Here is a 14499-nt window from a genome sequence, read left to right as displayed (position 1 = left end):
AGTGCGTGTGCGTTGTTGCGGATACTGCCTGACGGCTTATTTGCTTGTAACGGAATTCTGATACGACGCCAGCAGGCGGATAAAGCCCGCTTGCGCCCGTTCGATGCTGCCCGGCACACGCAGGAAGCGCGCGTCGTGATGCAGGGCCAGGATCAGGCCATACATCTCGTACACCAGCTGCTGGGCGTCCGTGTCCGCTTTCAGGTCGCCGGTGGCGATCGATTGCTCGACACTGCGCAGCAACGCGCCCTGCCAGGCCCGCACCATGGCCACCAGGGACTCGCGGATGGGACCGGGACGGTCGTCATACTCGACGGCGCCACTGATATAGATGCAGCCGGAAGCGATTTCCACGCTGACCCGCTTGACCCAGCGCGCAAACATCGATTGCAGACGCTGGATGCCGCGTGGTTCTTTCATGCTGGGAAAAAAGACTTCTTGCTCGAAACGATAGTGGTAGAGCTTCAGCACTTCCATCTGCAAGTCTTCGCGCGAGCCAAAGTGGGCAAACACGCCCGACTTGCTCATGTTCATTTTGTCCGCAAGCAGCCCGATGGTCAGGCCCTCCAGGCCGTCGCGGCTGGACAGGTCCAGCGCCACGTCGAGGATGGCGGCACGGGTCAGTTCGCCCTTGCGCATGAATTTGACTGAAGTATTCAAGATTACCGTTCTAAAAGTGATGTTGCCGATTTGGCGGACTGAAGCGAGGGTAAAAAAAAGCACGCCCCGAAAAAATCCGAACGCTCGTACTATTATCCACTACCACGTAAAAGTCAAACGGGAACTTTAGAGCTGGTGTTCTATTGGTGCAGCGCAGCATTTTTGGGCCGCGTGTTTATAGCGATTTCAGGCAGGCAAAAGCGGCATGTGCCCTGCCGCCCGGGTAGCAGCGCGCCTCAGTCGAGGCCGCCTGCCCTGCTCAATTGACGGCGGTCGCGCTTGGTCGGCCGCCCCTTGATGGTGGTGCCCGGCTCGCGGAACAGCTTGCGCTCCTCGGCCAGTTGCTCGCGGCGGGCGATGCTGGCGGGCGTTTCGCCATACAGCAGACGCGCCACGGGCGCCGCGCCGCGCTTGTCGGACAGGCCCAGTACGGCCACTTCCCACGTCTCCGCGCCATTGTCGATGGCCAGCTCGTCACCCACGCGCAGGCTGCGCGCCGGTTTGACGCGCTCGCCCCCCACTTTGACCTTGCCCGTGTCGACGGCTTCGCTGGCCAGCGAGCGCGTCTTGAAGAAGCGCGCCGCCCACAGCCATTTGTCCAGCCTTACCGTTGTCATCTCGTTCATGCGTACTTGCCTACTGAAAAAATGCGCATCACCAGCCGGTACACGAGGAACGCGGCTTCGTAGCCGATGCGCCGGAAGCGGCCGATGTGCTTGAAATCATCCTGGTGAATGACGATGCCGTCCGCCACACCCTGCTCGATATGCTGGCGCAAGCTTTGCGCGAAGGCCACGTCCTTGATGACCACGTTCGCTTCCTGGTTCAGGAACAGGCTCAGCGCGTCAATATTGCTGGAACCGACCGTCGCCCAGTCATCGTCGACGACGGCCACCTTGGCGTGCAGCTGCGTCTTGCGATATTCGACAATTTTCACGCCGGCGGCCAGCAGTTTCGGGTAAAACGAGTGCGCCACGGCGTCTTGCATGCGGAACTCGCCCACGCCGATCAACAGCACCACGTCGACGCCCCGCTGGGCCGCCTGGGCCAGCGCGTGGCGCAGCTTGTGTCCGGGCGCGAAATACGGGTTGGCCAGCATCACGCTTTTACGCGCCTGGCCCAGCGCCTGCAGGTAGGCGCGCTGGATGGTGCGGCGGTTGCGCAGGTTGTCGCGCACGACAAAGCCGGCCACGACGGGGTTCTTCGCCAGCTCCTTGCTGACGACGCGCATCTTGCGGTACAGCTTGATACGCCGCACCAAATTCATCTTGCCCAAGCGCGCCCACTGCGCCTGCGCCTCTTCATGGATAGCGTCGACCAGCGGCCCCTTCACCTGCACGGCGAAATCCCAGCGCGGCGCTTCCAGGCTGATGTTGTGATCGTAGTCGCAAAACATGTCATCGTTAATATTGATGCCACCCACCAGGGCAATTTCCCCATCGGCCACGCAAATCTTGCGATGCGTGCGCGTGATGCCGCGCTTGAACCAAGGGTTGAAGATGCGGTGGTGCACGCCAGCCGCTTCCAGCTGCGCATGCATGGCGTTGACCCGGCGGTTGCCCGTGCCGAACCAGTCCGTGATCATGCACACCAGCACGCCGCGTGCGGCCGCGCGTTTGAGCGCATCGAGCACCAGGGTGCCCGTGGCGTCGTCGGCAAAGATATACGTTTCGAAATAGACTTCCGCGCGCGCGCCGTCGATGGCGGCGATCAAAGCGGGAAAGTAATCGGTGCCGCAATACAGCAGCTGGATGTCGTTGTGGGCGATGAAATTGACTGTACGCATGCCGGCAGTCTACGCGAGTTTCAAAGCGGCAACGATCGGCGCGTGGTCCGACAATTTTGCCCACAGGGTGCCATGCATCACTTGCGCGCCTTCCACGTGGAAACCGCGCACATAGATGCGGTCCAGGCGGAACCACGGCAAGGCGGCGGGAAAGGTGCGCGCCGGCACGGGTGTCGGGGTCTTGCTCTGGCGCCGCGCCAGGGTGCGCACCAGATCGCCCAGAGCCGAGTTCGACGCCCGCTGGTCGAATACTTCCACCACGCCGAGCGCATTGCGCAGCTTATCACTGAGCGTGTTGCGCCAGTCGTTGAAGTCGCCCGCGATGATGACGGGCTCGCCATTCGGCGCCGACTCCATCACGGCGTCGATCAGCGCCTGCGTCTGGCGTCCCCGTCCCGATTCGAACAGGCCCAGGTGGACGACATAACAATGCACGTCGGCCTGCGGCGTCTTGAGCACGCAATGCAGGATGCCGCGTTGCTCGTAGGCATGGTCAGAGACGTCGTGGTTGGTTTGCGAGGCGATGGGAAACTTGCTCAGCAAGGCATTGCCATGGTGGCCGTGATCGTACACGGCATTCATGCCATACGCGGAATGGTGCTCGGCGCCGGCAAAGAACTCATGCTGCGACGCTTCCGGCCAATGCTTGTGGCCGTTTTTCTCGGCGCCATAGCGGGCCGCATTGCGGTCATGCTTGCCTTGCACTTCCTGCAAAAAGACGACATCGGCATGAAACAGGGCAATCGCCTGTTTTAAAGCATGCACGCGGGGCAAGCCTCGCACGGAGGAGACACCCTTGTGTATATTATAAGTTGCTACGCGGATTTTCATGCATTGATTCTACTCCCTGACGGGCCCCGCGCGGCGCCAGCGTAGGTGCGCGTGCGCACCTATGGCAGCTTTATCTGCCCATCATCGCCGCCAGCAAACTATCGATGGCGCTGATGCTGCCCACCACCATGCCGATCACCCACAAGCCCTTCACGATCCCGGGTGCGCTGCTCCAGCTGAAGGCGCCCCGTCCGCCGGCAAAGCAACGTGGATGCAACAGAAATCCCAGCATCAGCAAGGGCAAGCCTGCCTGTGGAAGGCGGGCATGCGGCTGATCGGGGAAACACACGGCATACAGGGCGCCAACTATCCAGGACAAAAATACGGCGCCCACGAGACGCTGCTGAAAAGAAAGTTGAGACCAGTTCAGCATGTACGCCTTTCGTCATGAAGTGGAATTACTATTAAAGCAATAATACCACATGACAATAGTTTGCAGCGCTTAAGCCAGCATGCGTCCCACGCCCGCCGTCACGCTGACGATCAGCGCGGTAATGCCGGCCGCCCAGACGATTTTCACCAGCAACGGTGCGCCGCGCCAGGCCACGGTGCGCTTGCCCTTGGCAAAGGCGCCCGGATGCAGCAGCCAGCCGATCGCCATCAGCGGCATGCCGATCGGCGGCGTGCGGCCAGGGACGGTGGAGCTGAACAGCAGGAAAATAAAGCACAGGCAAAAAACGATGCCCAGGGTGCCCAGCAGTTTTTGCTGCGTCGTCAAATGTAACCAGTTCAACATGGAATGCTTTCTATCAAGTGGGGCGCGCCAGGCCCGTCATGGCCGGCAATTGCAAAATCGCTTCCGCGTTGGATGACGAGAAACAGCGGTCGGCCGCCGCCAGGTAAGGCAGCCATGCGTACTGCAAGTGTTCGCGCGGGCTCAGGGTGATGGCGATATCGCGCGGCACTTGCACGCTGAACACGTGTTCCGTGTTGCGCGTCACGCCGGGCGCATAGCGGTGGCGCCAGATCGGGTAGATCTCGTACACGTTCGACAAGTTCCAGTCGCGCAGCACAATATCGCGCCCATCGGCAACGATGCCGGTTTCTTCCGCCAATTCGCGCGCGGCCGTCCGCAGCAGCGGTTCGTCGACGGCATCGACGGAACCCGTCACCGATTGCCAGAAACCGGGCTGGCCCGCGCGTTCGATGAGCAAGACGTCAAGGTCAGCCGTATGAATGACGACCAGCACGGAAACAGGGATTTTATGAGTCATATGAACAATGAAAAAGGCGCCACGACAGCGCCTTTTTTTGCATAGTGGATCAAACAGCGGCCGCTTGGGCAGCCGCATGCTTCATTACACTACTTTTGGCTCGGCGCTGCGCAAACGGATGTGCAGTTCACGCAGTTGCTTCTCGTCCACTTCCGACGGCGCATGGGTCAGCAAGTCTTGCGCGCGCTGGGTTTTCGGGAAGGCGATCACGTCGCGGATCGATTCGGAACCCGTCATCATGGTCACGATACGGTCCAGGCCGAATGCCAGGCCGCCATGCGGTGGCGCGCCGTATTGCAGGGCGTCGAGCAAGAAGCCGAATTTCAGCTGCGCTTCTTCCGCATCGATCTTCAGCGCGCGGAACACTTTCGACTGCACTTCTTCGCGGTGGATACGGATCGAACCGCCGCCCAGTTCCCAGCCGTTCAGAACCATGTCGTAGGCCTTGGCGATACAGGCGCCCGGATCGCTTTCCAGCATGTCTTCATGGCCGTCTTTCGGCGCCGTGAATGGATGGTGGGTCGCCGTCCAGCGGTCCGCTTCTTCGTCGTGCTCGAACATCGGGAAGTCGACCACCCACAATGGTTTCCATACGTCTTCGAACAGGCCGGCCTTCTTACCGAACTCGCTGTGACCGATTTTCACGCGCAGCGCGCCGATGGCGTCGTTGACGACCTTGGCCTTGTCCGCGCCGAAGAAGATCAGGTCGCCGTCTTGCGCGCCCGTCTGCTCGAGGATCGTGGCCAGCACGTCGGCAGGCAGGAACTTGACGATCGGCGACTGCAAGCCTTCAGGGCCCTTGGCTTTCTCGTTGACCTTGATGTAAGCGAGGCCCTTGGCGCCGTAGATGGCGACAAATTGCGTATAAGCATCGATTTCCGAACGGGGCATGCTGCCGCCTTGCGGTACGCGCAGGGCCACCACGCGGCCGCCTTTCATGTTAGCGGCGCCGTTGAAGACCTTGAATTCGACCGACTTCATGACTTCCGTCAAGTCCGTGAAGGCCAGCTTGACGCGCATGTCCGGCTTGTCGGAACCGTACAGGCCCATCGCTTCGGCGAAATCCATCACCGGGAACGGGTTCGGCAGGTCGATGTCCAGCGTGTTCTTGAAGACGACGCGGATCATGTCTTCGAACAGGTCGCGGATTTCCTGTTCCGTCAGGAACGAGGTTTCGCAGTCGATCTGCGTGAATTCAGGCTGGCGGTCAGCGCGCAAGTCTTCGTCGCGGAAGCACTTGGTGATCTGGTAGTAACGGTCGAAGTTGGCGACCATCAACAGTTGCTTGAACAACTGTGGCGATTGCGGCAAGGCGAAGAAGCTGCCTGCGTTGACGCGCGACGGCACCAGGTAATCGCGCGCGCCTTCTGGCGTGGACTTGGTCAGCATCGGCGTTTCGATGTCGATGAAGCCCAGCGCGTCGAGGTACTTGCGCACTTCCATCGTCACCTTGTAGCGCAGGCGCAGGTTGTTTTGCATTTGCGGGCGGCGCAGGTCCAGCACGCGGTGCGTCAGACGCGTCGTTTCCGACAGGTTGTCGTCGTCCAGCTGGAACGGCACGGGCACGGAAGGATTCAGCACTTCCAGCTCCGAACAGACCACTTCGATCTTGCCCGACTTCAGGTTGTTGTTGATGGTGCCTTCGATACGGTTGGTCACGACGCCCGTCACGCGCAGGCAGAATTCGTTGCGCACGGCTTCGGCGACCTTGAACATCTCCGCTTGTTCCGGGTTGCAGACGATTTGCACCAGGCCTTCACGGTCGCGCAAGTCGATGAAAATCAGGCTGCCGTGGTCGCGGCGGCGATGTACCCAGCCGCACAGGCTGACGGTTTGTCCCAGCATGGCTTCGGTAACGAGGCCGCAGTATTCAGTACGCATAGACATAAAATTCTCAGTTCAGGTTAGTGAGTGTTCAATCCGGCCACGTCCCACGTGGGACGCCTGCCTTTATTCTTTGGCTGCCGGGGCCGGTACAGCAACAACTTCCGCAGGCGCCACCACGCCCATCGAGACGATATATTTGAGCGCCGCATCGACGCTCATGTCGAGTTCGACGACATCGCTGCGCTTCATCATCAGGAAAAAGCCCGATGTCGGATTCGGCGTCGTCGGCACATACACGCTGACAAAGTCGCCCACCAGATGGTTCGCCGCATCGCCGCCCGGCACACCCGTCAGGAAAGCGATGGTCCAGGAATTCTGGTGCGGATACGGTACCAGCACGGCCTTGCGGAAGGCGTTGCCCGACGGGGAAAACAGGGTATCCGACACTTGCTTGACGCTCGAATACAGGGAATTGACGATGGGTATGCGTTGCAGCAATTTTTCCCACAGTTTCACCACGTAATTGCCGACCAGGTTATTCGTCAGCAAGCCCGTGAAGAACACGATCAGTACCGTCAATACCGTGCCCAGGCCGGGAATGGTGCTCAGCGGAGGAACCAGGTGGCCGAACCATATGCTGGGCTTCGTACTGCCGGGCACCAGCAATAGCGACTGGTCCATCGTGCTGATCACCAGATTCAGAACCCAGGCCGTAATGGCCAGGGGTACCAAAATCAGTAATCCGGTAATAAAATATTTACGCATCGGTTTCTCGGTAAGGGATCGTAGCGGCGCGGTGCGCGCTCAGTCCGCTTTCGGCGCAGCGGCAGCCGGGGCGGGCGCAGGCGCGGCAGCAGGCGCGCTCTCGGTGCTTGCGGCAGGCTTGGCGCCATCAGCCGGGCCCGTCGGGATGGCCGTGGTGGGCGCCGTGCCGCCGCGGAAATCGGTCGCGTACCAGCCGGTGCCCTTCAATTGGAAACCGGCGGCCGTCAATTGTTTCTTGAAACTGGGCTTGCCGCACGACAGGCACACCGTCAGTACTGGATCGGAGATCTTTTGCAAGACGTCCTTGGCAAAACCACACTCGTCACAACGGTAAGCGTAAATCGGCATCTCTACTCCGAGAAAATCATCAAAAACCCTGAATTATAAAGCTTTTCCTTTGCTCCCAGCAGAAATTGCCCCGCCCGCCTCAGTCTGCCCGGCGGCGCCAGCTCATCCAGCGCTCCTTGCCGGCGAAGACGGCGATGGAATCATCGACGGCTTCATCGGCAAGGCAATCGAAATGCGGTGCCAGCAATTCCTGTAGTTTCTCACGAGAAATACCAAATGGCGGCCCCTTGGCATTGTCGTCAAAGAAAAAGTAACCAGCCAGCATGGCACCGGGCGCCAGCAGCTGCGCCCAGCGGGCCGCCACTTGCGGCCACATGGCACGCGGCATGGCGCACAGGAAGGCCCGTTCATAGATCAGGTCCAGCGGTGCGGCGGGTTCCCAGGCAAAGAAATCCGCTTCCACCACCTGCCCTGCCCGCGCACCGACGACGGCGCGCGCGGCGGCCACGGCGGCCGGCGAAAAGTCGATGGCCGTGGCATCCCAGCCGTGATCGAGCATGAAGACCAGTTCATAGGCCGAGCCGCAGCCGGGAATCAGGCAGCGCAGCGGCGCCGGGCTGCCGGCAACGAAGCTGCGCAGGCGCGACGGCACGCCGCCGTGGTCCCAGGGCGTGAATTGCTTCTCGAACCGCTCGTCCCAGAAGGCGGGCGAGAGCGGATCGCGGGTGTGAAAGTCAGCCATCACTTACGTCCTCAGCCTTTAAAACGGCAGTTGATGCCAGCGCATGAATACTTGCAAGCCCAGCGCACCGAGGGCAAAGGCGCCGACGAAGTACACGATAAAGCTCAGCAAGCGGTTCGTCTGGCGTTGTTCCGCCAGCAAGGTTTTCATTAGTTCCACATCGTTTTCGCGCGGCTCGCCATGCACCGTCAAGGCCTGGTGCAGCAAGCGCGGCAGTTGCGGGAAGATGTGCGCATAACGGGGCGCCTCGGCGCGCAGGCGCTCCATGAAGCCTTGCGGGCCCACCTGGTTGCTCATCCATTTTTCCAGATACGGCTTGGCCGTTTGCCACAGGTCCAGCTCCGGATCCAGCTGGCGCCCCAGGCCTTCGATATTGAGCAGGGTCTTTTGCAGCAGCACCAGCTGCGGCTGCACTTCCACATTGAAGCGGCGCGAGGTCTGGAACAGGCGCAGCAAGACTTGCCCGAAAGAAATATCCTTCAGCGGACGGTCGAAGATCGGCTCGCAGCAGGCGCGCACGGCCGCTTCCAGTTCATCCACGCGCGTGTCTTTCGGCGCCCAGCCCGATTCGATATGCGCCTCGGCCACGCGCTTGTAGTCGCGGCGGAAGAAGGCGAGGAAGTTTTGCGACAAATAATCCTTGTCATAGTCGTTCAACGTTCCCACGATGCCGAAATCGAGCGCGATGTAGCGGCCGAACGATTCGGGCGCGATGGACACGAGAATATTCCCCGGATGCATATCCGCATGGAAAAAACCGTCGCGGAACACTTGCGTGAAGAAAATTTCCACGCCATCGCTGGAGAGCTTGCGCAAATCCACGCCGGCCGCCACCAGGCGCTCCGTCTGCGACACGGGGATGCCAACCATGCGTTCCATGACGATGACGCTGCTGGAGCAATAATCCCAGTGCATTTCCGGCACCAGCAGCAAGTCCGAATTGGCAAAGTTGCGGCGCAGTTGGCTCGCGTTGGCCGCCTCGCGCATCAGGTCCAGCTCGTCATGCAGGTATTTGTCGAACTCGCCCACCACTTCTTTCGGTTTCAAGCGCTTGCTGTCGGCCCACAGGCGGCTGGTCCAGTCGGCGGCGATGTGCATCAGGGCCACGTCTTCGTCGATCAGCTTTTTCATGCCTGGACGCAAGACCTTCACGGCCACTTCGCGGCCATCTTTCAAGGTGGCGAAGTGCACCTGGGCAATCGAGGCGGACGCCACCGGCTCGCGCTCGAAGCGGGCAAACAATTGATCCGGGTGCGCGCCCAGCGATTTGGTGATTTGCGCGATGGCCAGGTCGGAATCGAAAGGCGGCACGCGGTCTTGCAGGCGCGCCAGTTCTTCGGCGATGTCGGGCGGCATCAGGTCGCGCCGGGTCGACAGCACCTGGCCGAATTTGACGAAAATCGGGCCCAGCTCTTCCAGCGCCAGGCGCAGGCGCAGGCCCCGCGGCGACGACAGGTCGCGCCAGAAAATCAGGGTGTCGATCAATTTGGCGGTGCGGGGAACTTGCAGACCAGAAATCGCTATCTCATCCAGACCGTACTTGATGGAAACACGGATGATTTTAAACAGGCGCAGGAATTTCAATATCATGTAGACAAATCCGGTGAGGAGGACTGCGGCTGGCCGGCGGCGGCCGCCTTTTCCAGCCGGGCAAGGCGCTTGGCCAGGCGTTCGACGTCATCGCGCACGCGCGTCACGCCAGCGGAATACTCTTGCAGGGTAACAGGACGGATCAGCATGGGCTGCTCGTCGAGAAAATATTCGGCCACGTTTTCCGCCAGCTTTTGCTGGCCCGTGCGCACAAAGGCGGCCGCATCTTTCGCGCCGGAAACGAGGCGCGTGGCCAGCATGGGCCCGACGACTTTTTCCAGGTCGTGCTCGGCTTCCCAGCGCAAGCCCTTGCTCAATTGCGAAATCGCATTGGCAAACTCGGCATCGCCTTCGATTTTTACATACGAAAACGCCCGCTCGCGGTTTTGCAGGATCAGCGGCACATCGGACAATTTCACGCGGATGGTGACGTTGGCCGGCATGTCGGCCGGCGCCGCTGCCAGCATGCCGGCGCTGTCGACACGCAGGCGCAAGGCCACGGCGCCCGTGTCGATGCAGGCCAGCTTGCCGGCGTGCACGGCCAACTGCTGGCGCGCCCACGGCTCTTGCGCCAGCAAGTGGTTGATGGTCGCGATGACGGGCGTCATCAGGGAGAGATCGGAAAGTGGTGCCATCTATATACAGCGCGCCAGGCGCGCCCCTAAAAAGAAAAAACCGCCCGTAAAACTACGCGGGCGGTTTCGATCTTACCAGTTCAGCAGGAAATATCTGTTAAGCATCATGCATTCCGCATGGACTTAAGCCAGTATTCAGCAAGTTTTTGCAATTAATTCAATTGCTGGATGCCTGCCAGGACCCAGCCGCTGTTGCCGCTGACGGGTTTCGACATATTCCACACTTCCGCGAACGGTTCCGCCGCGGCGCCCGGCGCCGAACGGATCAGGCCCGTAAACTTCACGCTGGCCAGGTAATCGTTGACGCTCGTCTCGATGCCCAGCAGTTCGGCATCGATGGTGACCACGTCCGTAAAGTCCGGCTGCGCGCCCCGTTCCTGGATTTGCATGCGCAGTTCCGCATACACTTCCGGCGACGTGAATTCGCGGATATCGTTGACGTCCGCCTTGTCCCAGGCCGCTTGCAGGCGAATGAAATTGCTTTTCGCGTGGCGCAGGAAGGCATCCTTGTCGAAGTCGCCTGGCACGCCCCATGGCGCTGCAGCGGGGGCCGGGACCGGGTCCGGCTTATCCAGACCTACGCCGGACGAGACGGGCTGCAGCGGCGGCAGCGGTGGAATGCGCGAACCGATGTCAGGCACGTTGCCCGCTGGCGCAGGCTGGTTGCCGAAACCGGCGAACGGCGCATTGCCGCTGGCATTGCTGTCACGCTTGCCGCGCACCATGCGGTAGATAAAGAAGGCCACGCCGGCCAGCAAAGCCACCATCAGCAAGGTGCTGATCATGCTGGCCAGGGCGCCGCCCAGGCCGAAATGCGACAGCAGCGCGCCCAGGCCCAGACCGAGCAAGGCGCCGCCCAGCAAGCCCTTCCAGCGGCTCGGTGCCTTGGCGGCAGCGGCCGGTGCGGGAGCCGGCGCAGGTTGTGCCTGGCGTGGCGCGGCGGCCGGTGCCGGGGTTGGCGCCGGTGCGGGCGCCTGGCGGCCCACGTTTTGCGACTGGCGGCCAAACGAACGGCCACCGCCCATGGGACGGGCCAGCGCCTCGCCCAGCATGGATACCGTGGTCGCGGCCAGCATCATGCCGACCATAAATTTCTTCAATTTCATTCCATCTCCTAAAATCACCAACGTTGATGCATTACATCTTGATACCGGTGTGCAAAGCGGCAATACCTGCCGTCAAATTGTAGTACTGCACGCGTTCCAGGCCCGCGGTTTCCATCATGGTCTTCAGGGTTTCCTGGTCCGGGTGCATGCGGATCGATTCTGCCAGGTAGCGATAGCTTTCCGCGTCACCGGCGATTTTCTGGCCGAACCACGGCAAGACCGAGAACGAATACAGGTCGTACGGCTTTTGCAGGGGCGCGGCCACCTTGGAAAACTCCAGCACCAGCAGCTTGCCGCCCGGTTTCAGCACGCGGCGCATTTCCGCCAGCGCCACATCCTTGTGCGTCATGTTGCGCAGGCCAAAGGCCACGCTGACACGGTCGAAATAATTATCGGGGAATGGCAGTTTTTCCGCGTCACACAACATGGTGGGGGTGAGCAAGCCGCGATTCAAGAGGCGGTCGCGGCCCACGCGCAACATCGATTCATTGATATCGGTCAACCAGACTTCGCCGGCAGGGCCCGCCTGCTTGGCGAATGCCTTCGACAGGTCGCCCGTACCGCCGGCGATGTCGAGCACCTTGAAACCGGGGCGCACACCCGCGTTGGCAATGGTGAACGTCTTCCACAGACGGTGCAGCCCGCCCGACATCAAGTCGTTCATCACGTCGTATTTGGCAGCGACGGAATGGAACACCTTGGCGACTTCGCGCACTTTGTCGTCTTCTGCAACTGTTTTGTATCCGAAATGGGTCGTATTGGTCATGGTAGGCAGTCTGTTTGAACTTGGGAGCATTATACAAGCGGCAGGCGCATTTCCCCGTGACGCCGGAGAAGGTATTGCCTTTCGACTGCATTCGAAGCCAGCATGGCCGCCCGGGCATACGCCGCCAGCGCCCCCGGCCGGTCGCCCTGGCGGCGCAGCAAGTCGGCGCGGGCCGCGTGCAGATAATGCGATAGCGCCAGGCTGGGCACGGCTTCCAGGCGATCGAGCCACGCCAGCCCGTGTGCGGCCCCATGCGCCATGGCGCAGGCGATCACGGCATTGAGCAAAATCAAGGGTTCCGGCTTGTGCCGCAGCAAGGCGCCATACAGGGTGCTGATCTGGCGCCAGTCCGTCTGGCTGGCCGTGGGAGCTTTGGCGTGCAAGGCGGCAATCGCCGCCTGCAACTGGTACGACCCCGGCGCGCGCGCCGGCAAGGCCTGCGCCAGCACGGCCAGTCCCTCGGCAATCAAGGCGCCATCCCACAGGCGCCGCTCCTGCTCTTCCAGCGTCAGCAGAAAACCCTCGGGCGACAGACGGGCCGGGCCGCGCGACGCCTGCAGCAGCATCAGGGCCAATAGCCCCTGCACTTCCGGCTGCCCAGGCTGCAGACAGTCGAGCAGCCGCCCCAGGCGCAGCGCCTCGGCGCACAAGTCCGCACGCAGCAGGGTGTCGCCGCCGCTGGCGCAATAGCCTTCGCTGAACACCAGGTAAATCACCTGCAGCACTTGCGCCAGCCGTGGCTGCAATTCTTGCTCAGGTGGCAACTCAAAGGGGATGCGCGCTTCGGCGATCTTGCGCCTGGCGCGCAACAGCCGCTGCGACAGGGCCGCTTCCGCCAGGCCGAAGGCGCGTGCGATCTCGCCCGTGGACAGGCCACACAAGGTGCGCAGGGCCAGCGCCACCTGCGCCTCGGGCGCCAGCGCGGGATGGCAGCAAATGAACAGCAGGCGCAGGCGGTCGTCTTCGATGGCGTGCGCTTCTTCAATCACGGGCGCCGGCAGGCCGGAGAACACGGCCTCGGCCTCGCCGACGCTCTTGCCTGCCCGGCGCACGTGATCGAGCCCCGCATTGCGTGCCACGGAACTGAGCCAGGCGGCGGGATTATCGGGGATGCCCGTGCGCGGCCACCGTTCCAGCGCCTTACGGCACGCTTCCTGCAACACATCTTCCACCAGGCCCAGGTCGCCGAAACGCCGCATCAGGCCGGCCAGCACCCTGCCCTTTTCCTGGCGAAAGACGTGCTCGACGGCCGACAGGGCGTCGCCGACCATGTTTATGCCGTGACAGGCCGCACTTCGATGGTACCCAGGGAAGCCGCCGGGCAACGCCCGGCCCAGGCCAGCGCCTCGTCCAGGTTGGCACAGGCGAGCAGATAGTAGCCGCCCAGCTGCTCCTTGGTTTCCGCGAACGGCCCATCCGTGATGACGGGCTTGCCATTGCGCACCCGCACGCTGGTGGCACTGCCCACAGGCGCCAGCTCGGCCCCGCCGCGCAGCACACCGGCCGCCTCCAGCGCCTGCGTATAGCTGGCAAAGTCGGCCATCAGACTGGCCATCTGCTCGTCTGGCATGGTGGCATAGCGCGCCTCGTCGGCGTAGATCAGGATCAGGTATTCCATAGTCTCTTCTCCAAAAGAAAAATGCCCGCAAGCGCGGGCATTCATACGACGAATGGATCTGCGGCAATCCGACAAGAGTACCGCATTATTTTTTCTAAACGCCTAAAAAACCGTAGCGAGCGGAAGCAAGTTGTGGCCGAGAAGCGGAACTGTGCTTGAGCACAGTGAGCATCGGCGGCCGCAAATGGCGACGCGCAGTAGGTTTTTCAGGTGTTTTAATGTTTATGCCCGCAACTGGGTCCGTGGACGTGGCCGGAAGATTGCTTGACCGTCATGTCGGCCTTGGCGTCGCGGCCGCTGTCGCCCGGGTAGCCGGCTGCCGTCAGCTGGTCCAGATAGGCTTGCCACAGTTTGTCTTTTTCCGCGCCCAGCTTGTACAAATAGGCCCAGGTGTACAGGCCGGAATTGTGACCATCGCTGAAGGTCGGTTGCACGGCATAATTGCCCACCGGCTCCAGGCCCGTGATGCCGACCAGGCGTTTACCTAATTGCAAGGTTTCCTGGCCCTTGCCATGGCCTTGCACTTCGGCCGACGGCGAGTACACGCGCAGGTATTCGAACGGCAAGACAAATTCGCTGCCATCGTCGAACGCCACGTCGAGCACGCGCGACTGGTTGTGCACGGTCAAGCCGGTCGGTTGCGGAGTTGCTGTTTTTTCAGTCATGACGAT

Annotated in this window: 18 protein-coding genes; all 18 read right to left on the bottom strand. The window is 61.5% G+C overall.

Features of this window, described 5'->3' with window-relative positions; translation table 11 throughout:
* Positions 1–36: 36 nt before the first annotated feature.
* Entirely contained in the window at positions 37–639 is a 603-nt protein-coding gene (locus tag FG13_RS21610; RefSeq protein WP_035824184.1) for a TetR/AcrR family transcriptional regulator, read from the bottom strand.
* A gap of 257 nt (positions 640–896) precedes the next feature.
* On the bottom strand, positions 897–1286 hold the full coding sequence (locus FG13_RS21605; protein WP_035824182.1) for an RNA-binding S4 domain-containing protein: 390 nt from the start codon (positions 1284–1286) through the stop codon (positions 897–899).
* Positions 1283–2446 (bottom strand): cardiolipin synthase ClsB, encoded by a 1164-nt coding sequence (gene clsB, locus FG13_RS21600; protein WP_035824180.1) that lies wholly within the window; start codon positions 2444–2446, stop codon positions 1283–1285. Before clsB ends, FG13_RS21605 begins: the two co-directional genes overlap by 4 nt.
* 9 nt (positions 2447–2455) lie before the next feature.
* Positions 2456–3277: an endonuclease/exonuclease/phosphatase family protein gene (locus FG13_RS21595; RefSeq protein ID WP_035824178.1), complete on the bottom strand. Its 822-nt coding sequence runs from the start codon at positions 3275–3277 to the stop codon at positions 2456–2458.
* Between the two features lie 70 nt (positions 3278–3347).
* Entirely contained in the window at positions 3348–3650 is a 303-nt protein-coding gene (locus FG13_RS21590; RefSeq protein WP_152598826.1) for a hypothetical protein, read from the bottom strand.
* A 69-nt stretch (positions 3651–3719) separates the two neighbouring features.
* On the bottom strand, positions 3720–4013 hold the full coding sequence (locus FG13_RS21585; protein ID WP_077398985.1) for a hypothetical protein: 294 nt from the start codon (positions 4011–4013) through the stop codon (positions 3720–3722).
* Positions 4014–4026: 13 nt separating this feature from the next.
* Positions 4027–4491, bottom strand: coding sequence for a dihydroneopterin triphosphate diphosphatase (gene nudB, locus FG13_RS21580; protein WP_035824172.1), 465 nt, complete (start codon positions 4489–4491; stop codon positions 4027–4029).
* Positions 4492–4575: 84 nt separating this feature from the next.
* Positions 4576–6372 carry an aspartate--tRNA ligase gene (aspS, locus tag FG13_RS21575; protein ID WP_035824170.1) on the bottom strand — a complete coding sequence of 599 codons (1797 nt, stop codon included), beginning with the start codon at positions 6370–6372 and terminating at the stop codon, positions 4576–4578.
* Between the two features lie 69 nt (positions 6373–6441).
* Positions 6442–7083, bottom strand: a complete 642-nt coding sequence (locus tag FG13_RS21570; RefSeq protein ID WP_035824167.1) for a DUF502 domain-containing protein — start codon at positions 7081–7083, stop codon at positions 6442–6444.
* 39 nt (positions 7084–7122) lie between these two features.
* Positions 7123–7431 carry an FmdB family zinc ribbon protein gene (locus FG13_RS21565; RefSeq protein WP_035824165.1) on the bottom strand — a complete coding sequence of 103 codons (309 nt, stop codon included), beginning with the start codon at positions 7429–7431 and terminating at the stop codon, positions 7123–7125.
* A 79-nt stretch (positions 7432–7510) separates the two neighbouring features.
* Positions 7511–8113: a methyltransferase gene (locus tag FG13_RS21560; RefSeq protein ID WP_035824163.1), complete on the bottom strand. Its 603-nt coding sequence runs from the start codon at positions 8111–8113 to the stop codon at positions 7511–7513.
* Between the two features lie 18 nt (positions 8114–8131).
* The gene (ubiB, locus tag FG13_RS21555) at positions 8132–9703 is read right to left on the bottom strand and encodes a ubiquinone biosynthesis regulatory protein kinase UbiB (protein ID WP_035824160.1); all 1572 of its coding nucleotides are present in this window, start codon (positions 9701–9703) and stop codon (positions 8132–8134) included.
* The gene (locus FG13_RS21550) at positions 9700–10338 is read right to left on the bottom strand and encodes a ubiquinone biosynthesis accessory factor UbiJ (protein ID WP_035824158.1); all 639 of its coding nucleotides are present in this window, start codon (positions 10336–10338) and stop codon (positions 9700–9702) included. The genes ubiB and FG13_RS21550 overlap by 4 nt, the downstream gene beginning before the upstream one ends.
* Before the next feature lie 152 nt (positions 10339–10490).
* Positions 10491–11444, bottom strand: coding sequence for a Tim44 domain-containing protein (locus tag FG13_RS21545; protein ID WP_035824155.1), 954 nt, complete (start codon positions 11442–11444; stop codon positions 10491–10493).
* A gap of 31 nt (positions 11445–11475) precedes the next feature.
* A complete protein-coding gene (ubiE, locus tag FG13_RS21540) occupies positions 11476–12210 on the bottom strand; it encodes a bifunctional demethylmenaquinone methyltransferase/2-methoxy-6-polyprenyl-1,4-benzoquinol methylase UbiE (protein ID WP_035824152.1) in 735 nt (244 codons plus the stop codon).
* 29 nt (positions 12211–12239) lie between these two features.
* Complete coding sequence (locus FG13_RS21535) at positions 12240–13481, bottom strand: RNA polymerase sigma factor (protein ID WP_035824150.1); 1242 nt, start codon at positions 13479–13481, stop codon at positions 12240–12242.
* Positions 13482–13483: 2 nt separating this feature from the next.
* Positions 13484–13828 (bottom strand): YciI family protein, encoded by a 345-nt coding sequence (locus tag FG13_RS21530; protein WP_035824148.1) that lies wholly within the window; start codon positions 13826–13828, stop codon positions 13484–13486.
* A 215-nt stretch (positions 13829–14043) separates the two neighbouring features.
* Entirely contained in the window at positions 14044–14493 is a 450-nt protein-coding gene (locus tag FG13_RS21525) for a gamma-butyrobetaine hydroxylase-like domain-containing protein (protein ID WP_035824146.1), read from the bottom strand.
* Positions 14494–14499: the final 6 nt, after the last annotated feature.

The sequence above is a fragment of the Janthinobacterium sp. RA13 genome (assembly GCF_000745325.1).
GTDB classification, from domain to species: Bacteria; Pseudomonadota; Gammaproteobacteria; order Burkholderiales; family Burkholderiaceae_D; genus Janthinobacterium; species Janthinobacterium rivuli.
Note: the sequence above shows the minus strand (reverse complement) of the source record. Positions and strands in the feature narration are given on the sequence as shown.